We start from the raw sequence: 23,380 nt of genomic DNA, 5'->3' as shown, positions 1-23,380 counted from the left end.
GACGATTCAGCTAAAGTAGCGCTGGTTGTCACTTTCAGTAAAGATAAGTATAGAAATAGGTTATACAATTTTTGCATAACCATATTTTATCTCGTTAACTATCCCGCTGCGCCGCCGATTTTCCTTTTTGCAGCGTCGTTTTCAGTTGGCCTATCAGCTCGCGGCGGAAGTCACCCAGACGCGGCTTGTCGTTATCGATCCACGGCAGCGGTCGGCAAAGCTCCATCGCTTTGATCCCAAGACGTGCGGTCAGCAGCCCGGCACCAATCCCCTGCGCCGCACGGGTCGACAGACGCGCGGCGAGATCCTGCGACATCCAGTCCATACCGATTTCCCGCACCAGCTCGCTAGCCCCGGCGAAGGCGATGTTAATCAACACCAGGCGGAACAGGCGCAGACGGCTGTAGTAGCCAAGCTCAATACCGTAGAGATTCGCGATACGGTTGATCAGGCGCAGGTTACGCCACGCGATAAAGCCCATGTCCACCAGCGCCAGTGGGCTGACGGCAATCATCAGCGTCGACTCCGCCGCCGAACGGCTGATTTCACGCCGCGCCTGCGCATCCAGTACCGGCTGCACCAGATGGGCGTACAGGCTGACCACTTCGCGGTCGCTCTGGGTTTCGTGGATAGCGGCGTACCAGCGCTGTAGCGCCGGGTGCGACTGATCCAGCCCCGCCTGACGCGCCAGCCCCTCGCAAAACGCGCGTCCTTTGCCCACGCTGTGGCTGTGCATTAAGGTACGCGCTTCATCGCGTTCTTCCGCGCGCTGGCGCAAGCGCCAGAGTCGGCGCCATTCGGTGACCACCGACCCCACGCCCGCACCAACAATCAGCGCCCCGGCGGCACAGCCACCGAGCGCCGCCCAGTCGTTGGTTTGCCAGGCGGTCATCGTCCACTGTACGCCCTGGGCGACGACGCTAATGCCAAACAGGCCAAGCCCGGCGGTGACCATTTTGCGCCACAGGCTGCGTTTCGGACGCAGCGCGGCATCGAGGGTGGCTTCCACCTGCCCTTCCTGCTCTGGCTCTTCGTCGAGCGTGACCGGGGCGAATTTTTCCGCCGTAACGTCATCAAACGCCTGCGAGGTTTTAAACTGTTCTGCTTTTACGTCCTCAAGCGGGCCGTCAAAATCAATTCGTGGTTTATAGGCGTCGTTCATCGCAGCTTATCTCCAATCAAAAACTCCAGCGCGGCATCCAGACGGATATGCGGCAGCGGCTGGTCAACGTCCATCGTCTGCGGACGGAAGGCCTCAAACTGAAAACCTTGTTTATCCCAGAAAGCCTGCCCGGGAAGACGCGCCGGGACTTCACCTGGGTAGACGGTGAGCGGCTGGCCGTCGCTTAAGCGATGACCGCGTAACGCCGGGATCTTCTCGCCGTTAACCTCAATCAGCCCACTCTGCGTTGCCTGTACCGAAGCCAGCCCCAGACAGTCCATGGTAATGCCTTCAAAGGCCGCGTTCTGCCAGGCGTCCTGGATCAGCTGTTGCAGCAGCGACACCATATTGCCGTGCTGATCGACGGTGACGTGATCCGCCTTGGTGGCGGCAAACAGCAGCTTGTCGATAACCGGCGAAAACAGACGACGGAACAGGGTACGCTGCCCGTAATGGAAGCTGTGCATCAACTGCGTCAGCGCCAGGCGCATATCGTTAAACGCCTGCGGGCCGCTGTTGAGCGGCTGTAAGCAATCGACCAGCACAATCTGGCGGTCGAAGCGCAGGAAGTGATCCCGGTAGAACCCCTTCACCACTTTTTCGCAGTAGTAATGGAAGCGCTCGCGCAGCATACCGGCATTGCTGTGTTTGTCCGCCTGCGCGAGCTTTGACTCACCGATGGCGTCCACGTCCGGCCACGGGAAAAATTGCAGCGCCGGGGCACCGGCAAGGTCTCCCGGCAGCACAAAGCGACCCGGCTGAATAAAGTGCAGCCCTTCCTGCTTGCACTGGTGCAGGTAGTCGGTCCAGGCCTGGGCGATTTCCGCCAGTCGGTTCTCGTCAGCGGGTGCAAACGGATCCAGCCCTTCGCACAGCTGTCGCCATTTTGCCGACCACTCGGCGCGCTGGCCGGTCAACAGCCCGGTCATCTGGCGCGACCAGCTCAGATAGTCCTGGTTGAGCATCGGTAGGTCGAGCAACCACTCGCCGGGGTAGTCGACAATTTCCAGATAGAGCGTGGAGGTCTCTTTAAAGTGACGCAGCAGCGAGTCGTTCGATTTGTAGCGCAGCGCCAGACGTATTTCGCTTACCCCGCGCGTCGGCGTCGGCCAGGACGGCGGCTGTCCATAGAGCTGTGCCAGCCCTTCGTCATAGGTGAATCGCGGGATACCGAGGTCGCGCTGGGGAATGCGTTTGACGCCGAGCAGGCGCTCTTCGCGTACCGCGCTCAACAGCGGCAGGCGCGCGCCGGTATGAATATTGAGTAGCTGATTCACCAGGCCGGTGATAAAGGCAGTCTTGCCGCTGCGGCTGAGGCCGGTAACGGCAAGACGAAGATGCCGGTCAACGCCACGGTTGACCAGCGCATTGAATTCATTTTTGAGTCGCTTCATTGCTTATCAGACACTCCTCGCTACACCGATAGCCCTATTTTGCCATGGGGAAATAACGTTTGGCGAGGCGGGACAACAGCGGTTCCAGCGCCACCGCCAGAAACATTTTCAGCGGGCGACGGGCGACGGACTTCACCGCCCATCCGGCTACGCCTGCCGGGCCGTAACGCAGGGCCGTCAGGAGCGCCAGCTTGCCAACGATTTTTAAACCGGGCTTCACCTTTTGGCCTGCCCGCTGCCATTTATTATTCATCAGTGACCTCTTGCTCAGAGCTGACGGAACCGGCTGCGCAGGGTAAAAGTGTCAGATGTCACGTAACGTTCCATCTCGCGCAGTCGCTGCTCGCCAGCGGCTAATTCAGCATCCACCGTATCCAGCAAATCGCGGCTGGAGGGTTGGTGCGGGTTGTTCATCGCCCCTTCCGGCATCGGGTCGAGGGCAAACGTCAAAATCACATAGGCGACGACGACAAAGAAAAACAGACCAAACAGCATCGCCAGCACGGTAATAATACGAATCAGCTTGACCGGTACGTCGAGGTACTCGGCAATACCGGCGCAGACCCCTTTCACCATGCCTCGCTGCGGGATACGCCACAGCTTTTTGTTCAGATCCAGCGCCATTATTTGTCCCTCCAGTTTGGATGTTCTGCATCCAGAATGGCTTCCAGCGCCTGAATACGCTCGCGCATCCGTTTCGCGTCATCGGTCAACTGCATCAGCCGCTGCTGCTCGCCCTGTGACAGCTCGCCGGAGCGGGAGCGATTGCTATAGTGAAGCCACAGCCAAATCGGCAAGACAAACAGCACAAATAACGTCAGGGGAATGCCGAGGAAAAGCGCGCTCATAGAAACTCCTTATATATTATGAGCAGCGGCACGGTCGGTGCCGCCGGAATGATTATTCGTTGTCCTGCTTCATTTTGGCTTTCAGCGCCGCCAGCTGCTCGCTGATTTCGTCATCGGCTTTCAGCTCGGCAAACTGCTGGTCCAGCGATGGCGTTTTGCCAAAACGATGGCTTTCGGCTTCCGCTTCCATGTGGTCAATGCGGCGTTCAAAGGATTCAAAGCGGGCCATCGCTTCATCCAGTTTACCGCTGTCCAGCTGGCGACGCACATCGCGAGATGAACTCGCCGCCTGATGACGCAGCGCCAGAGACTGCTGACGAGCGCGGGTTTCGCTGAGTTTATTCTCCAGCTCACCGATCTCTTTTTTCATGCGTGCCAGGGTTTCATCCACCAGCGTCACTTCATGTTCCAGCGTGCCGATAACGTCGGTCAGCTTCTGTTTTTCAATCAGCGCCGCACGCGCCAGATCGTCTTTCTCTTTACGCAGCGCCAGTTCGGCCTTCTCCTGCCATTCAACCTGCTGCGCCTGCGCACGTTCCACACGACGGGACAGGTCTTTCTTTTCTGCCAGCGCACGGGCAGAGGTGGAGCGCACTTCCACCAGGGTGTCTTCCATCTCCTGGATCATCAAGCGGACCAGCTTCTGTGGGTCTTCCGCTTTCTCAAGCAGCGAGTTGATGTTGGCGTTCACGATGTCGGCAAAACGAGAAAAAATACCCATTGTTCAATCCTCTTAGTTCTGTGTATCGGGCTGAGCCCTGCGTAAAGACTATTACAACTTCCGTGCCAACTTTTATCTTATTGATTATCAAAGAGGTGATTGAATTTCAGCCGTTAAACGCCTACAGTGAAATGGCGAATTACACCAACATGTGGCGAATTTCATCATGGCAGATAACAAAGATACTCTCCTCGGCGAAGCGAACCGCTTTATTGAGGTGCTGGAGCAGGTTTCCCGACTGGCGCCGCTGAACAAACCGGTGCTGATTATCGGCGAGCGCGGGACGGGCAAGGAGCTTATCGCCAACCGCCTGCACTACCTCTCCTCCTGCTGGCAGGGGCCGTTTATTTCGCTTAACTGCGCGGCGTTGAACGAAAACCTGCTCGACTCCGAGCTGTTCGGCCATGAAGCCGGGGCGTTTACCGGGGCGCAAAAACGTCACCCAGGGCGTTTTGAGCGCGCCGACGGCGGCACGCTGTTTCTCGATGAGCTGGCCACCGCGCCGATGCTGGTGCAGGAAAAGCTGCTGCGAGTCATCGAATACGGCGAGCTTGAACGCGTCGGCGGCAGCCAGCCATTACAGGTCAACGTACGCCTGGTGTGCGCGACCAATGCGGATTTGCCGCAGCTGGTGGAGGAAGGCACCTTCCGTGCCGACCTGCTCGACCGGCTGGCCTTTGACGTGGTGCTGCTGCCGTCGCTGCGCGAACGTCAGAGCGACATTATGTTGATGGCGGAACACTTCGCGATTCAGATGTGCCGTGAACTCGGTCTGCCGCTGTTTCCCGGCTTTACCGAACGCGCCCGCGAAACGCTGCTGCACTACCGCTGGCCGGGGAATATCCGTGAGCTGAAAAACGTGGTGGAGCGTTCGGTCTACCGCCACGGCTCCATTGATGAACCGCTGGACGATATTATTATCGACCCGTTCCGCCGCCAACCGTCGGTTCATGCTGAGCCTGCAGGGGAAAACGTCGGCCCGACGCTGCCACTGGATCTGCGCCAGTTCCAGCTTGAACAAGAAAAAGGCCTGTTGCAGCAAAGTCTGCAACAGGCCCGATTCAACCAAAAACAGGCGGCCGAGCTGCTGGGGCTAACCTACCACCAGCTGCGCGCGCTGTTGAAAAAGCATCAGCTTTGACGCCGACGCGGCAACAGTAGCGCGCTCACCGCTATCGCCCCCAGGCACAGCGCGCAGTTAAACCACAGCGCGTACTGTGCCGCCTTCGCCATCCCGTGCGGCAGGAACAGCGCATAGAGCGAGGCGGTCATCGCCAGGCCAAACGCCCCGCCGAGCGAGCTGCCCATTTTGTAGATCCCGGAAGCCACGCCCACTTTATTCTCTGGCGCGCTGGTAACGGCGGTATCGGTCGACGGTGTGGCGTAGCAGCCCAACCCCAAACCGAACAGCACGTTGCTGAAAAAGACGGTCACGATATAGGTCCAGGTCTCCAGTAAGGTGCAGGAAATCAGGAAAATCCCCACCATCGCGATAGCCGGGCCGCCCATCATCGGCAGCCTTGCGCCATAGCGCTGGAGCAGTTTCTCTCCGACCCGAATCATCAACAACACGGTCACCAGATAGCCCAACGTCATCATCCCGGTCTGGAACGGGCTCAGATGTCGCCCCTGTTGTAGCCAGATGCTGGTAATCATCATGGTGCCAATCGCGCCGTTAAGCATCAGGTTCGACAGCACCGCCGCGCTGTAGGAACGGTTGTTAAACAACGCGAAGTCGATAAGCGCGGCCTCCTTTTTGCGCAGACCGCTGCGGATAAACCAGCCCATCGCCACCACGGCACCTGCCAGCATCGACAGCGACAGGCCGCTGGTCCAGCCCCAGTGATGCCCCTTGGAGATAAACAGGTTAAACAGCACCAGGCCCGCCACCAGGCTCAGTAGCCCGCTAACGTCCAGCTTATGCTGCGCGGCGGTGGCACTTCGGCTCTCTGGCGTGCCGCGAATCAGCAGGAAGGCAGCCAGCGCGGCGGCGATGGAGAAGACAAAAATCCAGCGCCAGCCAAGCCCGGTGGCAATCGCCCCGCCGACAAAGGAGCACAGGCCGCTGCCGCCCCATGAGCCAATCACCCAAAAACTGACCGCGCGCTGTCGCGCCCGTCCCTCGTACCAGGTTTTAATCAGCGCCAGCGTCGCTGGCATGATGCAGGCGGCAGACAATCCCTGAACAACGCGCCCGGCCAGAAACAGCATCGGTCCCTGAGAAACCACCAGCAGCGCACTGCCCACAATGCTCAGCGCCAGGCCGATAAGCGTCAGGCGTACCCGGCCAAACTTATCCGCCAGGCCGCCGCTGGCGACCACAAAACAGCCGCTAAACAGCGCACTGAGGCTGACCGCAAGGGTAAGCGTCTCCAGCGAGATATCGATACTGCTTTTTACGACAGGAACCACGTTGATAACCGACTGGGCAAACAGCCAGAAGGTCAACACGCTTAGTACAATGCCCGCCAACAGTCGGTCGGTACCGACATACGGCGCTTCAGTCAACGAAACGGTACTCATGGCTCGCCCTCAGGTTGTACGTCACTTAGGCCCGCAGATAGTCTTCCGTCAGGCCGCACCACAGCGCCGCCCCCGTCAGCAGGATATCGTCGTTAAAGTCATAGCCCGGGTTGTGGACCATGCAGCGATCCGGTTCGTCGCCTGCCCCGATAGTGAAATAGGCACCGTTAGGGTTCTGTTCGAGCATAAAGGCGAAATCTTCACTGCCCATAAACGGGTTAACCGTGGCGATAGATTGTTCACCAAACAGCGAGGTAGCCACCTCACGCACCATCTGGTTCGCCTGCGGGTCGTTACGTAACACCGGGCTGCCATTAACGTGCGTAAGTGAGGCGGTAGCGTTGAAGCTCTCTGCCTGGGATACCGCGATATCGTGAATGCGTTGCAGCACGGTTTTACGCACCGACTCACTCAAGGTGCGCACCGTTAGCTTCATCTGTACTTTATCGTTAATGATGTTCGGAGCCTGCCCCGCCTGAATGCTGCCTACGGTCACCACCACCGGATCGAACGGGCTGATATTTCGCGACACTATCGTCTGCAGTGCCAAAGTAATATGGCAAGCCACGACGGTGGCATCGACGGTATGTTCAGGCACCGCGCCGTGCCCACCGACGCCCTGAACATCGATATGCAGCGTATCGGACGATGCCATCATGGCACCATCGCGCAGGCCAATTTTGCCGAGCTTCTGCCCCGGCATATTGTGCAAACCAAAAATACGGTCGCAGGGAAATTTGGCAAAAAGGCCGTCTTCCAGCATCACGCGACCGCCGTACAGCAACTCTTCCGCGGGCTGGAAAATCAGATGCAGCGTGCCGTTGAACGCACGGGTGCGCGCCAGATATTCCGCCGCGTAAAGCAGCATGGTGGTGTGACCATCGTGACCACAGCCGTGGAAGCTACCGTCGGTTTCACTGGCCCACGGCTTACCGCTGCGCTCCTGCATCGGTAGCGCGTCCATGTCCGCGCGCAAACCCAACGTTTTACTGCCGCTGCCCACTTTTAACGTTCCCACCACGCCGGTACCGCCCAGACCGTAGTCCACTTCATAACCCCAACTGGCCAATAGTTTCGCCACCTCAGCGCTGGTTTTATGCTCCTGAAAACCGATCTCTGGCTGTTGGTGGAAGCGACGGCGTAGCGCAATAAATTCCGCCTCACGGCTCTGCAATGCTTCAACAATAGGATGTGTCATTTTTGTTATCCCTTTATGGCTCCACGGTGATAACGTCGAGTTTATGCCGCCGCCAGGGCTTTAAAGTGCAGGTTTTTGTTTTATATTGACGGAAAATGATATGACTATTTTTCATACGATTTGGTTATGACAAAAAATATACAGCTGTTTTTTGTCTCAGGAGAACGAGATGCCAATGCAGCAAATCAGTGACTTTTCCGTCGCCGTGCAGGATGTCCGCCATCAGGCTCATGAGGAGCAGTCCGCGCTGACGCTGCTGTGGATCCTTCAGGGCGAGGTGACGCTGGAGACCGCCGCCGGTGTGCGCAGGTTGCAGGATGGTGCACTCGCGCTCATCAATCCTGACCAGCGCTGGCAGCTTGGTAGCGAACGGCCCAATGCGCTGATGACGCTAACTATCGCCAGCAGTTGGCTCACCCGGCTGGATGCTCATTTTTTCGGTTTTGACTACCAGATAGCCGCTCAGCCCCATGCAACGCTGGAACATGAAGCCCGGCTGCGCTCGCTGATGCGCCAGCTGCTGATAACCCATCTCATCAATCACCAAACGCACGCACGGCTAGAAGCCAACCGCTGGATGAGTGAAATTGCTCTGCTGCTGGCTACCCATTTTCAGCAACCACGCCAATCCGTCACCCCTCAGGGTGCAGCAACATGGAGCCATCGCATACGTCAGGTGGTCGCCCGGATTGAGTCGCAGTACACCCAGCGGCTTTCACTCGCCGAAATTGCCCGCGCCGAGCGGGTGTCCGAGGCCTGGCTCTCCCGCCTGTTTCATAAAGAGGTGGGCGTCAGTTTCATGCAGTTCATCACCGCATTACGCCTGGAGAAAGCCGCCGAGCAGTTGCTGACCACCGCCCTACCGGTGCAGCGGATTGCCCAGCAGCAGGGTTTTGCCAGTGCGCGGGTGATGAGTGACCTGTTTAAGCGCCGCCACGGCATGACGCCCCGTCAGTATCGCCAGCAGCCAACGGTGAACAGCCGCCAGCGCGCGCGGGAAAACGTGCCTGACCAGGCGCTGCCGGTGGCCGCTGAAACGCTGTACGCGCTGCTGAACCACACGGGTATCCAGGCATGGGATAACCCGCCGCCGCTCCAGCATCATCCGCAGTCACGACAGATAGCGTTAAATACGCTGCCCCTGCGCCGCGTGCCGCTGCGCCATAGCCCGGTCATCATTACCCTGCGCGAACTCGACGACCTGCTGCGCGATGACGTGCGTCAGTCTCTGCTGGCGCTGCATGCGCAGATCCCGATTGTCGGGATTGATATTCATGAACCGTTTCTCAGTAGCCGTCTGTTCAGCGAAGGCTGGGACGACCCGCAGATGGTCGGTTACGCTTGCTGGTACAACCTACAGCAGGTGTTCACGTTTCTGGCGCGCATGGGCTGGCGCGTGTTACTGCATACCAGCCTGACGACACGCCCGGACCTGCTCCGCCAGTTTCTCGCCCTCGCCGCCCAGCATTTTCCGCCGTCTACGCTTGCCAGTTGGCAGTTCGTCTGGCACTGGTCGCCGCAGGCCAGCGCAGAAATCTGGGCGCAGCAGAAAGCCATCATCAGAAGCTTGTCTCCAGATTCGTTACTCGGGGTCTGGCACCGTTTTACGCCGACCGAAGACGGCATCGTTGACGATGTCATCCTCAGCTCGCCGCTGTTAAAAGAGGCCGATTTTCTTGCCTGTTCGGCAAATGCCAACGAGCGTTTTCAGCAACAGTCTTTTGACGGTGCCCGGCTGGCCGCCGCCGAGAGCTACCCGGTCGACAAAGTGCGCCAAATCCAGCGCGCGCTGCGGCAGCACCACCTTGCGCTACCGCTGTGGCTGCTGTCGTGGAGCACCCTGACCGGCTCAACCCGGCGCACCAACGGCGAATTTTTCCGCGGCGCACTGCTGATGAATAACCTGTTGGGCCTCGCTGAACAGGTGCAGCTTACCGGCTTCTGGCTTAACTCCAGCCAGCAGGGTGAAGCGCGAAGCAACGGCACCTTTGATACCTCAAGCCTGGCGTTGTACTACCATCATGGGCTGACGCGGCCTATTTTCTGGGTGCTCTGGCTCTGGCGGCGTCTGCAGGGTGATGTGCTGGTCAACGATAAAAATATCCTGCTGCTGCATCATCGCGGGCGCTATCAGCTTTTGCTGCGTAATCCGGTGGTCTTTAACCCGTGGCTCTCCAGCGAAGAGGCGTTTATTCAGCGCTTTCGCCAGCAGTATCCGGTCGCGCTTCAAGGGCTGAATGGCCGCTGGAAGATCAAGCGGCATCTGTTCGACCAGCTCAACGGGGCGCTGTTCCCTCACCTGGAAGCCATCGACAGCAGCAGCGGCCCGGATGAGGAGACCTGGACCTGGCTTGCGCACAAAACCCGACCGGCGCTTAGCGTGCGTGAAGAAGACGTAGTGGAAAATTGGCAGGTGGTTGACGCGCTGGAGAGCAATGCGCTGGTGTTATATGAGTTAACCCCACTGATTTGATGACTTTTAAAGCAGTTGCACGTAGAGATTTGTACCTGGTAGCCGTAAGTGCGATACACTTTGCAGATCAATCGAAAATATAACGAAACTATGCGCCTGAATTTGCCATCCTTCCTCGCCGCATTGGGGCTCTTTTGCGGCCAGGCGATTGCCGCACCGCAACCGCTAGCCCCCCCTCGCGGCGATATTCGCGACAGCGGATTTGTCTACTGCGTCAGCGGGCAGGTCAACACCTTCAACCCGCAAAAGGCGGGCAGCGGGCTAATTGTCGACACGCTGGCGGCTCAGCTGTACGACCGTCTACTGGACGTTGACCCTTACACCTATCGTCTGGTGCCGGAACTTGCCGAAAGCTGGGAAGTGCTGGATAACGGCGCAACCTACCGCTTCCACCTGCGCAACAACGTGCAGTTCCAGACCACCCGCTGGTTTACGCCAACGCGCGCGCTGAACGCCGACGATGTGGTCTTTACCTTTGAACGTATTTTCGATCGCAATCATCCCTGGCATAACGTCAACGGCGGTGCTTTCCCTTACTTCGACAGCCTGCAGTTTGCCGATAGCGTGCAGAGCGTGCGCAAGCTGGATAACCACACCGTGGAGTTTCGTCTGACCCGCCCGGACGCCTCGTTCCTCTGGCATCTGGCCACCCACTACGCCTCGGTGATGTCCGCCGAGTACGCCGACAAGCTGACCAAACAGGATCACCAGGAGCTGCTCGACCGCCAACCGGTCGGCACCGGGCCGTTCCAGCTTGATGAGTATCGGGCTGGACAGTACATCCGTTTACAGCGCCACCCGACATTCTGGCGTGGCACCCCGCTGATGCCGCAGGTGGTGGTCGATTTAGGCTCCGGCGGTACCGGGCGATTGTCCAAATTGCTGACCGGCGAATGCGACGTGCTGGCCTGGCCTGCTGCCAGCCAGTTGACCATTCTGCGCGACGACCCGCGTCTGCGCCTGACGCTGCGTCCGGGGATGAACATCGCCTATCTGGCGTTTAACACCGACAAGCCACCGCTGAATAACCCTGAAGTGCGGCACGCCCTGTCGCTGGCTATCAACAACCAGCGCCTGATGCAGTCGATCTACTACGGTACGGCGGAAACCGCGGCTTCAATTTTGCCGCGCGCCTCCTGGGCTTACGATAACGAAGCTAAAATTACCGAATACAACCCGAAGGAAGCGCGTCGTCGTCTTGAAGCGTTAGGTTTGCAGAAACTGACGCTGCACCTGTGGGTGCCGACCAGTTCGCAGGCCTGGAACCCTAGCCCGCTTAAAACCGCCGAGCTGATTCAGGCCGATATGGCGCAGATTGGCGTGAAAGTGGTGATCGTGCCGGTGGAGGGCCGTTTCCAGGAAGCTCGGTTGATGGACATGAACCATGACCTGACGCTCTCCGGCTGGGCGACCGACAGTAACGACCCGGACAGCTTCTTCCGTCCGCTGCTGAGCTGTGCGGCCATCACCTCGCAGACCAACCTGACGCACTGGTGTAACCGCGAATTCGACAGCGTGCTGCGCAAAGCGCTGGACTCCCAGCAGCTGGCGTCGCGCATTGATGCCTACGATGAGGCCCAGCAGATCCTCGCTCGCGAACTGCCGGTGCTGCCGCTGGCTTCGTCGCTGCGTCTGCAGGCCTATCGCTACGATATGAAAGGGCTGGTGCTGAGTCCGTTTGGTAACGCCTCGTTTGCGGGCGTGTCGCGGGAAAAAGAAGAGAAGGTGCAGAAACCATGATTATTTTCACCCTTCGTCGTCTGTTGCTGCTGCTGGTTACGCTCTTTTTCCTGACCTTCGTCGGCTTCAGCCTGAGCTATTTCACGCCCCATGCGCCGCTACAGGGCGCGTCACTCTGGAACGCGTGGGTGTTCTGGTTTGAAAGCGTGATGCACTGGGACTTCGGCGTCTCCAGCATCAACGGCCAGCCGATATCCGAACAGCTGCGGGAAGTATTCCCGGCCACCATGGAGCTTTGCATCCTGGCGTTTGGCTTCGCCCTGCTGGTCGGCATTCCCGTCGGCATGCTGGCCGGTATCACCCGCAACAAGTGGCAGGATAAGGTCATCAGCTTCTTCGCGCTGCTCGGCTTTTCTATTCCGGTGTTTTGGCTGGCGCTGCTGCTTACTCTGTTCTTCTCGCTGACGCTGGGCTGGCTGCCGGTTTCCGGGCGCTTTGACCTGCTGTATGAAGTGAAAAACGTCACCGGCTTCGCGCTGATTGACGCCTGGCTTTCCGATTCGCCGTGGCGACATGAAATGATCATCAGCGCCCTGCGCCATATGGTGCTGCCGGTGCTGACGCTGGCGGTTGCACCAACCACTGAGGTAGTGCGCCTGATGCGTATCAGCACCATCGCGGTGTATGACACCAACTACGTGAAAGCCGCCGCGACGCGCGGGGTCTCTCGCCTGACCATTCTGCGCCGCCACGTGCTGCATAACGCCCTGCCGCCGGTGATCCCGCGTCTGGGGCTGCAGTTTTCTACCATGCTGACGCTGGCGATGATCACCGAAATGGTCTTTAGCTGGCCGGGCCTGGGGCGCTGGCTGATTAACGCCATTCGCCAGCAGGACTATGCGGCGATCTCCGCCGGTGTGATGGTGATTGGCGCGCTGGTGATCATCGTTAACGTGATCTCCGATATTTTGGGTGCCATGGCTAACCCACTGAAACATAAGGAATGGTATGCCTTACGATAGCGTCTATCTCGAGAAGCGTACGCCGGGTGCCCTGCGCACCGTGTGGCGTAAGTTCTACGGCGATACCACTGCGATGATTGGTTTTTACGGCTGCATCGGGCTGGTGCTGGTGTGCGTATTCGGCGGCTGGTTTGCCCCGTACGGCATCGACCAGCAGTTCCTCGGTTATCAACTGCTGCCGCCGTCATGGTCGCGCTACGGTGAGGTGTCGTTCTTCCTTGGCACCGATGACCTGGGCCGCGATGTGTTAAGCCGTCTGCTGAGCGGCGCGGCGCCCACCGTTGGTGGTGCGTTTGTGGTTACGCTGGGGGCAACCGTCTTCGGCCTGGGGCTCGGCGCTTTTGCTGGCTCGACCCGTGGCCTGCGCTCGGCGGTGCTGAACCATATTCTCGACACCCTGCTCTCCATCCCTTCGCTGCTGCTGGCGATTATCGTGGTCGCCTTTGCTGGCCCGCACCTGTCGCATGCCATGTTCGCCGTCTGGCTGGCGCTGCTGCCGCGCATGGTGCGCTCGATTTACAGCATGGTGCACGACGAGCTGGAGCGTGACTACGTTATCGCCGCCCGCCTCGACGGCGCTTCAACGCTGAACATTCTGTGGTTTGCGATTTTACCGAACATTGCCGCAGGGCTCGTGACCGAAATCACCCGCGCGCTGTCGATGGCGATTCTGGATATCGCCGCACTGGGCTTCCTTGATCTGGGCGCGCAGCTTCCCTCCCCGGAATGGGGCGCGATGCTGGGCGATGCGCTGGAGCTTATCTACGTTGCACCGTGGACGGTGATGCTGCCGGGTGCGGCCATTATGGTCAGCGTCCTGCTGGTTAACCTGCTGGGCGATGGTATTCGCCGCGCCATCAACGCGGGGGTGGAATAATGCCGTTACTTGATATTCGCAACCTGACCATCGAATTTAAGACCAACGAAGGCTGGGTGAAGGCCGTGGACCGCGTCAGCATGACGCTGGCCGAAGGTGAAATTCGTGGCCTGGTCGGTGAATCCGGTTCGGGCAAAAGCCTGATCGCCAAAGCGATTTGCGGCGTCACTAAAGACAACTGGCGCGTGACGGCTGACCGTATGCGTTTTGATGATATCGACCTGCTGCGCCTGTCCAACCGTGAACGCCGCAAGCTGGTCGGCCACAACGTGTCGATGATTTTCCAGGAGCCGCAGTCCTGTCTGGATCCATCTGAACGTATCGGCGAACAGCTGATGCAGAACATTCCAGGCTGGACCTTTAAAGGCCACTGGTGGCAGCGCCTGGGCTGGCGTAAACGCCGCGCTATCGAACTGCTGCACCGCGTGGGGATTAAAGACCACAAAGATGCGATGCGCAGCTTCCCCTACGAGCTGACCGAAGGGGAGTGTCAGAAGGTGATGATCGCTATCGCGCTGGCCAATCAGCCGCGTTTGCTGATTGCCGATGAACCGACCAACGCCATGGAGCCGACCACTCAGGCGCAGATCTTCCGCCTGCTCACCGGTCTTAACCAGAACAACAACACCACCATTTTGCTGATCTCCCACGATTTGCAGATGCTGACCCATTGGGCGGATAAAATTAACGTCATGTACTGCGGGCAGACGGTGGAGAGTGCGCCAAGCGAAGAGCTGGTGACCATTCCGCATCACCCGTATACCCAGGCGCTGATCCGCGCGATTCCTGACTTTGGCCGTTCCATGCCGCATAAAAGCCGCCTGAACACGCTATCCGGCGCGATCCCGCTGCTGGAGCAGCTGCCGATGGGCTGCCGTCTGGGGCCGCGCTGCCCTTACGCCCAGCGCAAATGTATTGAAACCCCGCGCCTGACGGGTGCGAAGAACCACCTGTTCGCCTGTCATTTCCCGCTGAACATGGAGAAAGAGTGAAATGGTCGAAACCTTGCTTGAAGTGCGTAATCTGAGTAAGACCTTTCGCTACCGCACCGGATGGTTCCACCGTCAGACGCTGCAGGCGGTCAAACCGCTGAGCTTTACCCTGCGTGAAAAGCAGACGCTGGCGATTATCGGTGAGAACGGCTCGGGCAAATCAACGCTGGCAAAAATGCTGGCGGGGATGGTGGAACCGACCACCGGCGAGCTGCTGATTGACGACCATCCGCTGGAGTTCGGCGACTACTCGTTCCGCAGCCAGCGTATCCGCATGATCTTCCAGGATCCGAGCACCTCGCTGAACCCGCGTCAGCGTATTTCCCAGATCCTCGATTTCCCGCTGCGTCTCAACACCGATCTCGAACCGGAAGCGCGCCAGAAGCAGATTATCGATACTCTGCGCCTGGTCGGCCTGCTGCCGGACCACGTCAGCTACTACCCGCATATGCTGGCGCCAGGGCAGAAACAGCGTCTGGGCCTGGCCCGTGCGTTGATCTTGCGCCCGAAGGTAATCATCTGCGACGAAGCGCTGGCTTCGCTGGATATGTCGATGCGCTCGCAGCTGGTGAACCTGATGCTGGAGCTGCAGGAAAAACAGGGTATCTCCTATATCTACGTGACCCAGCATTTAGGCATGATGAAGCACATTAGCGATCAGGTGCTGGTGATGCACCAGGGGGAAGTGGTAGAACGCGGCAGCACCGCCGACGTGCTGGCCTCCCCGCTGCACGATTTAACCAAGCGCCTGATTGCGGGCCACTTTGGCGAGGCGCTGACCGCCGACGCCTGGCGTAAAGACCGCTAACACTGAAGAGAAGGATCAAACACCATGGGTTTTCTTTCCGGTAAACGTATTCTGATTACGGGCGTCGCCAGCAAGCTCTCCATCGCCTACGGTATCGCCCAGGCGATGCAGCGCGAAGGAGCCGAGCTGGCGTTTACCTACCAGAACGACAAGCTGAAAGGCCGCGTAGAAGAGTTCGCCGCTTCTCTGAACTCTAGCATCGTCCTGCCGTGCGACGTGGCAGAAGATGCAAGCATCGATTCCCTGTTCACCGAGCTGGCTAAGGTCTGGCCGACGTTTGACGGCTTCGTCCACTCCATCGGCTTTGCGCCGGCGGATCAGCTGGACGGTGACTACGTCAACGCGGTAACCCGCGAAGGCTTCAAAATCGCCCATGACATCAGCGCCTACAGCTTTGTGGCGATGGCGAAAGCCTGCCGCAGCATGCTGAACCCAGGCTCTGCTCTGCTAACCCTCTCCTATTTGGGTGCCGAGCGTGCGATTCCGAACTACAACGTGATGGGGCTGGCAAAAGCATCTCTGGAAGCCAACGTGCGTTATATGGCGAACGCTATGGGACCAGAGGGAGTGCGAGTAAACGCAATTTCAGCCGGTCCGATTCGAACTCTGGCCGCCTCCGGCATCAAGGATTTCCGAAAAATGCTGGCACACTGCGAAGCGGTAACCCCGATTCGCCGCACCGTCACCATTGAAGATGTTGGCAATTCAGCGGCGTTCCTGTGCTCTAATCTTTCCGCCGGGATCACCGGGGAAGTGGTGCACGTCGACGGCGGTTTCAACATTGCTGCGATGAACGAACTCGAACTGTAGGCCTTGGAATTTCCCGGCGTCACTACGTTCGGCCGGGCTACAACCCACCTCACTCGGTAGCCCGGAGTCGGCGTTAACGCCGACTCCGAGATTTTCCCCGGCGTCACTGCGTTCGGCCGGACTACGATTCACCGCTTCTTACCCTTCTGTTATTCCAGTCAGTTATTAATTATCGCCGAACAATATTTTCTCCCTCGTCACGCATGCGCCAGGATATTTACCTATAACGATCCGGCAACCCCTCTCAATACCCGCCGGCTCGCCACCTATAGATCAAGGAATACCCATGGAGCCACGCCGCGTTTACGGCAAAAGCCACTGGTATCACGAAACCCAGTCGAGAGCCCAACACAGCGACGTGATGCCGCTGGTTCCCGAAGCCGCACACGTTGACGACCGTTTTTTACTGGACCTCACGTTACCTGATGCCCTTTACAGCGCCAATCAGCGCTGGCTGCGCGTTGCCCGTACATTTGCCCAAACGCTGTTCCCGGATGTGGTCACCGTCAACCGCCTGCGCACCTTCAGCGCTTACGACCGTTTGAGTACTGCACTCACCGTCGCGCAGGTTTCCGGGGTTCAGCGCCTATGTAACCACTACGCCGCGCGTCTGGCGCCGCTGCCGGGGCCGGATTCATCGCGCGAAAGCAACCATCGGCTGGCGCAAATCACCCAGTATGCCCGCCAGCTTGCCAGCTCACCGTCGGTGATCACACCGCGCGAACGTCAACAGCTGGACGGCGTAGGGCTTACCGCACACGATATTATTCTGATTAACCAGGTGGTCGGCTTCGTCGGCTTTCAGGCGCGCGTTATCGCCATTTTCCAGGCGCATCTCGGTTTCCCGGTGCGCTGGATACCCGGTATGCCGGTGCAGGAGGATGCTGACGCAGAACGCTTCCAGAGTGAAAGCGCGCCGTGGCATACCGACTTTGTCAGTACCGCACCGCACCAGGCCAATACGCCGCAGAGTGACGCGCTGGCACGCTGGCAGCAGCTACCCGAACTTACGGATCTGGCAAACGCACTGGTCGCCGAGGAGACGCTGCTGGAGGGACTGGGTGAGCTTATCGATGCCCTCGCCTTCGCCCATCCCCTTCAGCCGCTGGCCTCGCTGATCCCGGCCCGCATCAACGGCAGCACGAGCTGTTTTCATTACTACAGCGGTCAGTGGCAAGGCGCCAGCGGCCTGCCGGAGGCGGTACGCAACGGCGAGCGCGCTATCCAGGCCTGGAGCCACCACTATCCGCGTGAGCGGGCAATGGCGCAGGCAACGCAGCTTTTAACCCGTGCGCCGGACCGGTTTAGCGCCGCTCAGCTAACACCAGTCATCGAGCAAGGTCTTTCGGTACCGGATGCCATCACGCTGCTTGCCTGGAGCGCATTGAGCGGCTGGCTAAACCGCCTGCGCATCGCCCTTGGCAACGCGCAACAAGTTACGTAAAAGGGTGAAAGAGCGCTTGCTGCAACCTATAGATTCGCGTAACAATGTCAGCCGCTCTTTTGGCCACGAAAATAGATCAATATGCTTCAGGACAACCCGCTGCTCGCGCAGCTAAAACAGCAACTTCACTCCCAGACGCCACGTGCTGAAGGGGTCGTAAAAGCCACGGAAAAAGGCTTCGGTTTCCTCGAAGTCGACGCGCAGAAAAGCTATTTTATTCCGCCGCCGCAGATGAAAAAAGTGATGCACGGCGACCGTATTATCGCCGTCATCCACTCTGAAAAAGAGAAAGAGAGCGCCGAGCCGGAAGAATTGGTTGAGCCTTTCCTGACCCGTTTTGTCGGAAAGATTCACCGCAAGGATGACAGACTGTCTATCGTTCCTGACCATCCGCTGTTAAAAGATGCCATTCCCTGCCGCGCTGAACGCGGTGTGACTCATGATTTCAAAGAGGGTGACTGGGCCGTTGCTGAAATGCGCCGTCATCCACTAAAAGGCGATCGTAGCTTCTACGCTGAGCTGACCAAATTCATCACCTTTGGTGACGACCACTTTGTGCCGTGGTGGGTGACCCTCGCCCGTCATAACCTGGAAAAAGAAGCGCCAAACGGCGTGGCGACTGAGATGCAGGATGAAGGTCTGGAGCGTCGCGATCTGACCGCCCTCGACTTCGTCACCATCGACAGCGCCAGCACCGAAGATATGGACGATGCGCTGTTTGTGGAAGAAGCTGCCGACGGCAAGCTGCTGCTGACCGTGGCTATCGCCGACCCGACCGCCTGGATTGTAGAAGGCAGCAAGCTGGACGACGCCGCGAAAATTCGCGCCTTCACCAACTACCTGCCGGGCTTCAACATCCCGATGCTGCCGCGTGAGCTGTCCGACGACCTCTGTTCGCTGCGCGCGGAAGTGGTTCGCCCAGTCCTGGCCTGCCGCATGACGCTGGCCGCCGACGGCACCATCGAAGACAACATTGAGTTCTTCGCTGCTAACATCGAATCAAAAGCCAAACTGGTGTATGACGACGTCTCCAACTGGCTGGAAAACACCGGCGACTGGAAGCCACAGACCGACGCCATCGCGCGTCAGATCACCCTGCTACAGCGCGTTTGCCAGATTCGTAGCGAATGGCGTAAAACCCATGCGCTGGTCTTCAAAGACCGCCCTGACTACCGCTTCGTGCTGGGTGAGAAAGGCGAAGTGCTGGATATCGTCGCTGAACCACGCCGCATTGCTAACCGCATCGTTGAAGAGTCGATGATTGCGGCCAACATCTGCGCGGCTCGCGTGCTGCGCGACAAGCTGGGCTTTGGTATCTACAACGTCCACACCGGCTTTGCGCCAGACAACACCGAAGCGCTGGCTGCGCTGCTGAAAACCCACGACGTTCACGTCGACCCGGTTGAAGTGCTGACCCTGGACGGTTTCTGCAAGCTGCGCCGCGAGCTTGACGCTCAGCCTTCCGGCTTCCTCGACAGCCGCATTCGCCGCTTCCAGTCATTTGCGGAAATCAGCATCGAGCCGGGCCCGCACTTTGGTTTAGGCCTCGAAGCGTACGCGACCTGGACTTCACCAATTCGTAAGTACGGCGATATGGTGAACCATCGTCTGCTGAAAGCGATCATCAAAGGCGAAAACCCTGCCCGTCCGAAAGAAGATGTCACCGTGCAGATGGCCGAGCGTCGTCGCCTGAACCGCATGGCGGAACGCGATGTGGCTGACTGGCTGTACGCCCGTTATCTGAATCCGCAGGCGGGTAAAGATACCCGCTTCGCAGCGGAGATCATCGACGTTAGCCGCGGCGGCATGCGCGTACGTCTGGTGGATAACGGCGCGGTTGCCTTTATCCCTGCGCCATTCCTGCACGCCGTGCGTGATGAGATGGTTTGCAGCCAGGAGAGCGGTACCGTGCAGATCAAAGGTGAAGTGGTTTATAAGGTCACTGACGTCATTGATGTCACCATTGCGGAAGTGCGCATGGAGACTCGCAGCGTGATTGCTCGCCCTGCGGCGTAAGCGTTCTCTGCTGTCTAAAGCGGCTCCTTCGGGGGCCGTTTTTTTTGCCCGCCCCTATACCTCTACCCTCTTTTTTCTACGCGAAATTTCAAAAAACGTTCACACTGAATACCATGGTATTGGATCCGGACGCATTCGAATGCAGGTGTACGAGGAGCACGCATGGTGAAGTCTCTGGCACAAAATCTGCTCGACCCAACCCCCAGTGAAACCAGTCTCTACTTGCGCTTGTCGCGTGCCGAACCCACTCTTTACCTGAGCATAGACCCCGATTCCGGCGCTGGCTCCGACCTCGCCATCCCCCTCAGCGAAGAAAATGCCCAGCGCATTCATACCATGAGCGTCACCACCTCAAGCCTGGCGGTCAATATTCAGGTCAACGGCCATGATGTGCCCATTCATCTTATTGGCCGCAAGGTTAGCTGTACGGAATGGGCCGGTACGGCATCCTCGTGGTTTGATACTTCCTCCGTCGCCCGCGACCTGTTGCAAGGGCTGCTGTTTGCCGAACAGGTGGTGTCTGAAGCGAACTCAGTGATTGTTATTCTCGACCGGGAAGGCAAAATTCAGCGCTTCAACCGGCTATGCGAAGAGTACACCGGGGTAAAAGAGCAGGACGTGATCGGCAAAACCGCGTTTGAGCTTTTTATGTCTGCGCCGGAAGCCGCCGCCGCGCGGGAGAACGTGAGCCGTTTTTTTAGCAACGGCGGGCCCTATGAAGTGGAACGCTGGATCAAAACCCGCAAAGGGCCACGCCTTTTTCTGTTTCGCAACCGCTTCGTCCACAGCGGTAGCGGTAAGAACGAGATCTACCTTATCTGTTCCGGCACCGATATTACCGAGGAGCGCAAAGCGCAAGAACGGCTGCGGGTGCTGGCGAACACCGACACTATCACCGGCTTGCCCAACCGTCATGCCATCAATGAGCTGATCGGCAGTGCCATCGAAAGCCGTCAGCCTGACGAACAAGTTGGTCTGGTCTATTTCGATCTCGATAACTTCAAGAAGGTGAACGACGCCTACGGGCACGTCTTTGGCGATCAGCTGTTACAGTCGGTGGCGCTGTCAATTTTAAGCTGCCTGGAAGAGAACCAGACCCTCGCACGTCTGGGCGGCGATGAGTTTATCGTCCTTGCCACCCACACCTCACAGAGCGAACTGGAAGCGATGGCATCCAGGGTGCTGACCCGCCTGCGCGATCCTTTCCGCATCGGCCTGATTGAGGTCTATAGCGGCTGTTCACTGGGCATCTCTATCGCCCCGCAGCATGGCGAAGATCGAGAGAGCCTGATTCGCAACGCCGACACGGCGATGTACACCGCCAAAGAGAACGGACGCGGGCGTTTTAGCGTTTTTAAACCGGAGATGAACCTCCGGGTTTTCGAGTATTTGTGGCTAGATACCAACCTGCGCAAAGCCCTGCAGTGCGACCAGTTGGTTATCTATTATCAGCCTAAGGTGGACTTAAACGGCGAAGTACATAGCCTCGAAGCACTGGTGCGCTGGAACTCGCCCGAACGTGGGCTTATTCCGCCGATGGATTTTATCTCTTACGCCGAGGAGTCGGGGCTGATTGTTCCGCTGGGGCGCTGGGTGATGCTGGACGCGATTCGTCAGGTGGCGCAGTGGCGCGACCGTGGTATTCACCTGCGCGTGGCGGTTAACGTCTCGGCAAGGCAACTGGTCGATCACGCCATCTTCAGCGATCTGAAACAGGCGATGGCCGCTCAGGGATTCGAAACGTGCCCGATTGATATTGAGCTGACCGAAAGCTGCCTTATTGATAACGCCGAACAGGCGCTGGCGGTGATGGAACAGTTTCGCGCATTGGGAGCGCAAATCCATTTAGATGATTTCGGCACCGGCTATTCGTCGCTGTCGCAGCTGGCCCGCTTCCCTATCGATACCATTAAGCTCGACCATATTTTTGTGCAGAGCGTGCATGACCATTCGGTCTCCCAATCGCTGGTAGTGGCGATTATTGCCGTGGCCCGAGCATTGAATTTGCGCATTATTGCGGAAGGCGTCGAGGACGCGGCTGACGATGCGTTTTTGAAGCTGCACGGCGTAGATGAACGACAGGGCTACCTTTTTGCGCGCCCGATGCCCGTCGCCGAGCTGGAACGCTGGCTGAGTGAGCATTCGGGGTTATAAGGTAAGCCATTTTTTCACTTCTCTTTTGTCGGTAAATTTTGCATCATTGATTTCAATCGAATTTATCAACAGGATCCCATTATGTCCGAGCTCGATGCGCGTCAGGTAGCCCAACGTATTGATACCGTACTTGATATTCTGGTTGGCGGCGACACCCATTCCGCAATCAATAATCTTGAAATACTCAAAGCGGAATTACTGGCCTACGCGGCAGACGAACGCGACAGCCGCACAGGTCAGCCAAAATCCCCGTGGGAAATCTGACACCATTCGCCCTGCGAGCGGCGGCCTAATCGCAATTTCCGCCCTCGCCCTAAACATTGATGCATTGATTATGAATTCCCGACAGCAAACCATATTACAACTGGTGATTGATAAAGGCCGAATGAGCGTCGCCGATTTGGCGAAAATGACCGGCGTTTCCGAAGTCACTATTCGTCAGGATCTGAATCTGCTGGAAAAGCAGAGCTATCTGAGACGTACGCACGGTTTCGCCGTTCCTCTGGACAGCGAAGACGTGGAAACACGCATGATGAACAACTTTGCGCTCAAGCGTGAACTGGCGGCCTTTGCGGCCTCGCTGGTGCGTCCGGGCGAAACGGTGTTTATTGAGAACGGTAGCAGCAATGCGCTGCTGGCGCGCGAACTGGCAAAGCAGCCGGATATTACCATCATCACCGTCAGCAGCTATATCGCGCACCTGCTGAAAGAGACCCCGGGTGAAGTTATCCTGCTCGGCGGGATCTACCAGAAGAAGAGCGAGAGCATGGTTGGCCCGCTGACGCGTCAGTACATTCAGCAGGTGCATTTCAGCAAAGCGTTTATCGGTATTGACGGGTGGCAGCCGGAGACCGGCTTTACCGGTCGCGACATGATGCGCGCCGATATTGTTAACGCCGTGCTGGAAAAAGGCAGCGAAGCCATCGTTCTGACCGACAGCTCGAAGTTTGGCGCTACCCATCCGTATCCGCTCGGGCCGATGAGCCACTTCAATCGTTTGATTACCGACGACAATTTATCCACGGAAAAACAGCTGCAGCTGGAGCAAACCGGGCTTACCGTGAATATCGTCAAGCGCCCTTAGTCACCCCGCCCGATGCCTGTTCTGGCGTCGGGTTTTCTCCCGTTTTATCTCCCCCCATTTGCCCCGTTTCGCTATGAGACTTTTCCTACGCCGGAATTAAGACTTTTTCCCTGGAACTTACATCACAAATTCGTAAAATTAATGTTAGCGATATAACAGGAAGTAACTATCACT

21 protein-coding genes are annotated in these 23,380 nt (G+C 58.1%); 13 read left to right on the top strand and 8 right to left on the bottom strand.

All coding sequences use genetic code 11. The annotated features are described in order from the left end of the window. Window positions 1-94 precede the first annotated feature (94 nt). Genes AB2B48_RS04280 through pspA form a run of 6 tightly spaced genes read right to left on the bottom strand, consistent with a single transcriptional unit; the run spans window position 95 to window position 4,125 of the window. Window positions 95-1,162: a TIGR01620 family protein gene (locus AB2B48_RS04280; protein WP_368300884.1), complete on the bottom strand. Its 1,068-nt coding sequence runs from the start codon at window positions 1,160-1,162 to the stop codon at window positions 95-97. Further along, on the bottom strand, window positions 1,159-2,556 hold the full coding sequence (locus AB2B48_RS04275) for a YcjX family protein (protein WP_185666062.1): 1,398 nt from the start codon (window positions 2,554-2,556) through the stop codon (window positions 1,159-1,161). Before AB2B48_RS04275 ends, AB2B48_RS04280 begins: the two co-directional genes overlap by 4 nt. 34 nt (window positions 2,557-2,590) lie before the next feature. Continuing rightward, on the bottom strand, window positions 2,591-2,809 hold the full coding sequence (gene pspD, locus AB2B48_RS04270; protein WP_185666061.1) for a phage shock protein PspD: 219 nt from the start codon (window positions 2,807-2,809) through the stop codon (window positions 2,591-2,593). Window positions 2,810-2,823: 14 nt separating this feature from the next. Next, window positions 2,824-3,183, bottom strand: a complete 360-nt coding sequence (pspC, locus tag AB2B48_RS04265) for an envelope stress response membrane protein PspC (RefSeq protein WP_185666358.1) — start codon at window positions 3,181-3,183, stop codon at window positions 2,824-2,826. Next, the gene (gene pspB / locus AB2B48_RS04260; RefSeq protein WP_035894063.1) at window positions 3,180-3,404 is read right to left on the bottom strand and encodes an envelope stress response membrane protein PspB; all 225 of its coding nucleotides are present in this window, start codon (window positions 3,402-3,404) and stop codon (window positions 3,180-3,182) included. The genes pspC and pspB overlap by 4 nt, the downstream gene beginning before the upstream one ends. A 52-nt stretch (window positions 3,405-3,456) precedes the next feature. After that, window positions 3,457-4,125, bottom strand: a complete 669-nt coding sequence (gene pspA / locus AB2B48_RS04255) for a phage shock protein PspA (protein WP_185666060.1) — start codon at window positions 4,123-4,125, stop codon at window positions 3,457-3,459. A 166-nt stretch (window positions 4,126-4,291) separates the two neighbouring features. Between pspA and pspF the strand changes: the two genes are divergently transcribed. After that, window positions 4,292-5,266: a phage shock protein operon transcriptional activator gene (gene pspF / locus AB2B48_RS04250; RefSeq protein WP_185666059.1), complete on the top strand. Its 975-nt coding sequence runs from the start codon at window positions 4,292-4,294 to the stop codon at window positions 5,264-5,266. On the opposite strand, the gene AB2B48_RS04245 is transcribed toward pspF, so the two are convergent. Continuing rightward, window positions 5,257-6,648, bottom strand: coding sequence for an MFS transporter (locus AB2B48_RS04245; protein WP_368300883.1), 1,392 nt, complete (start codon window positions 6,646-6,648; stop codon window positions 5,257-5,259). The two genes, pspF and AB2B48_RS04245, sit on opposite strands and share 10 nt — an antisense overlap. 25 nt (window positions 6,649-6,673) lie before the next feature. After that, complete coding sequence (locus tag AB2B48_RS04240) at window positions 6,674-7,846, bottom strand: M20 aminoacylase family protein (RefSeq protein WP_368300882.1); 1,173 nt, start codon at window positions 7,844-7,846, stop codon at window positions 6,674-6,676. A 175-nt stretch (window positions 7,847-8,021) separates the two neighbouring features. Between AB2B48_RS04240 and AB2B48_RS04235 the strand changes: the two genes are divergently transcribed. From AB2B48_RS04235 to AB2B48_RS04180, 12 genes are all read left to right on the top strand, one after another. Further along, a complete protein-coding gene (locus tag AB2B48_RS04235; RefSeq protein WP_368301910.1) occupies window positions 8,022-10,319 on the top strand; it encodes a helix-turn-helix domain-containing protein in 2,298 nt (765 codons plus the stop codon). 90 nt (window positions 10,320-10,409) lie between these two features. Then, window positions 10,410-12,059, top strand: coding sequence for an ABC transporter substrate-binding protein SapA (gene sapA / locus AB2B48_RS04230; protein WP_185666056.1), 1,650 nt, complete (start codon window positions 10,410-10,412; stop codon window positions 12,057-12,059). After that, window positions 12,056-13,021: a putrescine export ABC transporter permease SapB gene (sapB, locus tag AB2B48_RS04225; RefSeq protein ID WP_185666055.1), complete on the top strand. Its 966-nt coding sequence runs from the start codon at window positions 12,056-12,058 to the stop codon at window positions 13,019-13,021. The genes sapA and sapB overlap by 4 nt, the downstream gene beginning before the upstream one ends. Further along, window positions 13,008-13,898: a putrescine export ABC transporter permease SapC gene (gene sapC, locus AB2B48_RS04220; RefSeq protein ID WP_185666054.1), complete on the top strand. Its 891-nt coding sequence runs from the start codon at window positions 13,008-13,010 to the stop codon at window positions 13,896-13,898. Before sapB ends, sapC begins: the two co-directional genes overlap by 14 nt. Then, on the top strand, window positions 13,898-14,890 hold the full coding sequence (gene sapD / locus AB2B48_RS04215) for a putrescine export ABC transporter ATP-binding protein SapD (RefSeq protein WP_185666053.1): 993 nt from the start codon (window positions 13,898-13,900) through the stop codon (window positions 14,888-14,890). The genes sapC and sapD overlap by 1 nt, the downstream gene beginning before the upstream one ends. Window position 14,891: 1 nt before the next feature. After that, window positions 14,892-15,698 carry a putrescine export ABC transporter ATP-binding protein SapF gene (sapF, locus tag AB2B48_RS04210; RefSeq protein ID WP_106928998.1) on the top strand — a complete coding sequence of 269 codons (807 nt, stop codon included), beginning with the start codon at window positions 14,892-14,894 and terminating at the stop codon, window positions 15,696-15,698. A gap of 24 nt (window positions 15,699-15,722) precedes the next feature. Beyond that, window positions 15,723-16,508 (top strand): enoyl-ACP reductase FabI, encoded by a 786-nt coding sequence (gene fabI, locus AB2B48_RS04205; RefSeq protein WP_368300881.1) that lies wholly within the window; start codon window positions 15,723-15,725, stop codon window positions 16,506-16,508. Between the two features lie 286 nt (window positions 16,509-16,794). After that, window positions 16,795-17,952: a CMD domain-containing protein gene (locus AB2B48_RS04200; protein ID WP_368300880.1), complete on the top strand. Its 1,158-nt coding sequence runs from the start codon at window positions 16,795-16,797 to the stop codon at window positions 17,950-17,952. Between the two features lie 81 nt (window positions 17,953-18,033). Then, window positions 18,034-19,968 (top strand): exoribonuclease II, encoded by a 1,935-nt coding sequence (locus AB2B48_RS04195; RefSeq protein ID WP_368300879.1) that lies wholly within the window; start codon window positions 18,034-18,036, stop codon window positions 19,966-19,968. 162 nt (window positions 19,969-20,130) lie between these two features. After that, entirely contained in the window at window positions 20,131-22,122 is a 1,992-nt protein-coding gene (gene pdeR, locus AB2B48_RS04190) for a cyclic di-GMP phosphodiesterase (protein ID WP_368300878.1), read from the top strand. 81 nt (window positions 22,123-22,203) lie between these two features. Next, window positions 22,204-22,386: a hypothetical protein gene (locus tag AB2B48_RS04185; protein WP_035896315.1), complete on the top strand. Its 183-nt coding sequence runs from the start codon at window positions 22,204-22,206 to the stop codon at window positions 22,384-22,386. 70 nt (window positions 22,387-22,456) lie between these two features. Continuing rightward, complete coding sequence (locus AB2B48_RS04180; protein WP_185666048.1) at window positions 22,457-23,206, top strand: DNA-binding transcriptional regulator YciT; 750 nt, start codon at window positions 22,457-22,459, stop codon at window positions 23,204-23,206. Window positions 23,207-23,380: the final 174 nt, after the last annotated feature.

It is taken from the genome of Kluyvera sichuanensis (genome assembly GCF_040930405.1).
GTDB classification, from domain to species: domain Bacteria; phylum Pseudomonadota; class Gammaproteobacteria; order Enterobacterales; family Enterobacteriaceae; genus Kluyvera; species Kluyvera sichuanensis.
Note: the sequence above shows the minus strand (reverse complement) of the source record. Positions and strands in the feature narration are given on the sequence as shown.

What these genes read in the sequence shown, in the direction of transcription:
- sapF (WP_106928998.1), top strand. Translation starts at nt 14,892, where the DNA reads ATGGTCGAAACCTTGCTTGAAGTGCGTAATCTGAGTAAGACCTTTCGC.
- pdeR (WP_368300878.1), top strand. Translation starts at nt 20,131, where the DNA reads ATGGTGAAGTCTCTGGCACAAAATCTGCTCGACCCAACCCCCAGTGAA.
- AB2B48_RS04275 (WP_185666062.1), bottom strand. Translation starts at nt 2,556, where the DNA reads ATGAAGCGACTCAAAAATGAATTCAATGCGCTGGTCAACCGTGGCGTT.
- pspD (WP_185666061.1), bottom strand. Translation starts at nt 2,809, where the DNA reads ATGAATAATAAATGGCAGCGGGCAGGCCAAAAGGTGAAGCCCGGTTTA.
- AB2B48_RS04180 (WP_185666048.1), top strand. Translation starts at nt 22,457, where the DNA reads ATGAATTCCCGACAGCAAACCATATTACAACTGGTGATTGATAAAGGC.
- AB2B48_RS04240 (WP_368300882.1), bottom strand. Translation starts at nt 7,846, where the DNA reads ATGACACATCCTATTGTTGAAGCATTGCAGAGCCGTGAGGCGGAATTT.
- AB2B48_RS04280 (WP_368300884.1), bottom strand. Translation starts at nt 1,162, where the DNA reads ATGAACGACGCCTATAAACCACGAATTGATTTTGACGGCCCGCTTGAG.
- AB2B48_RS04245 (WP_368300883.1), bottom strand. Translation starts at nt 6,648, where the DNA reads ATGAGTACCGTTTCGTTGACTGAAGCGCCGTATGTCGGTACCGACCGA.
- pspB (WP_035894063.1), bottom strand. Translation starts at nt 3,404, where the DNA reads ATGAGCGCGCTTTTCCTCGGCATTCCCCTGACGTTATTTGTGCTGTTT.
- AB2B48_RS04185 (WP_035896315.1), top strand. Translation starts at nt 22,204, where the DNA reads ATGTCCGAGCTCGATGCGCGTCAGGTAGCCCAACGTATTGATACCGTA.
- AB2B48_RS04235 (WP_368301910.1), top strand. Translation starts at nt 8,022, where the DNA reads ATGCAGCAAATCAGTGACTTTTCCGTCGCCGTGCAGGATGTCCGCCAT.
- pspF (WP_185666059.1), top strand. Translation starts at nt 4,292, where the DNA reads ATGGCAGATAACAAAGATACTCTCCTCGGCGAAGCGAACCGCTTTATT.
- sapC (WP_185666054.1), top strand. Translation starts at nt 13,008, where the DNA reads ATGCCTTACGATAGCGTCTATCTCGAGAAGCGTACGCCGGGTGCCCTG.
- AB2B48_RS04195 (WP_368300879.1), top strand. Translation starts at nt 18,034, where the DNA reads ATGCTTCAGGACAACCCGCTGCTCGCGCAGCTAAAACAGCAACTTCAC.
- sapD (WP_185666053.1), top strand. Translation starts at nt 13,898, where the DNA reads ATGCCGTTACTTGATATTCGCAACCTGACCATCGAATTTAAGACCAAC.
- pspA (WP_185666060.1), bottom strand. Translation starts at nt 4,125, where the DNA reads ATGGGTATTTTTTCTCGTTTTGCCGACATCGTGAACGCCAACATCAAC.
- sapB (WP_185666055.1), top strand. Translation starts at nt 12,056, where the DNA reads ATGATTATTTTCACCCTTCGTCGTCTGTTGCTGCTGCTGGTTACGCTC.
- fabI (WP_368300881.1), top strand. Translation starts at nt 15,723, where the DNA reads ATGGGTTTTCTTTCCGGTAAACGTATTCTGATTACGGGCGTCGCCAGC.
- AB2B48_RS04200 (WP_368300880.1), top strand. Translation starts at nt 16,795, where the DNA reads ATGGAGCCACGCCGCGTTTACGGCAAAAGCCACTGGTATCACGAAACC.
- sapA (WP_185666056.1), top strand. Translation starts at nt 10,410, where the DNA reads ATGCGCCTGAATTTGCCATCCTTCCTCGCCGCATTGGGGCTCTTTTGC.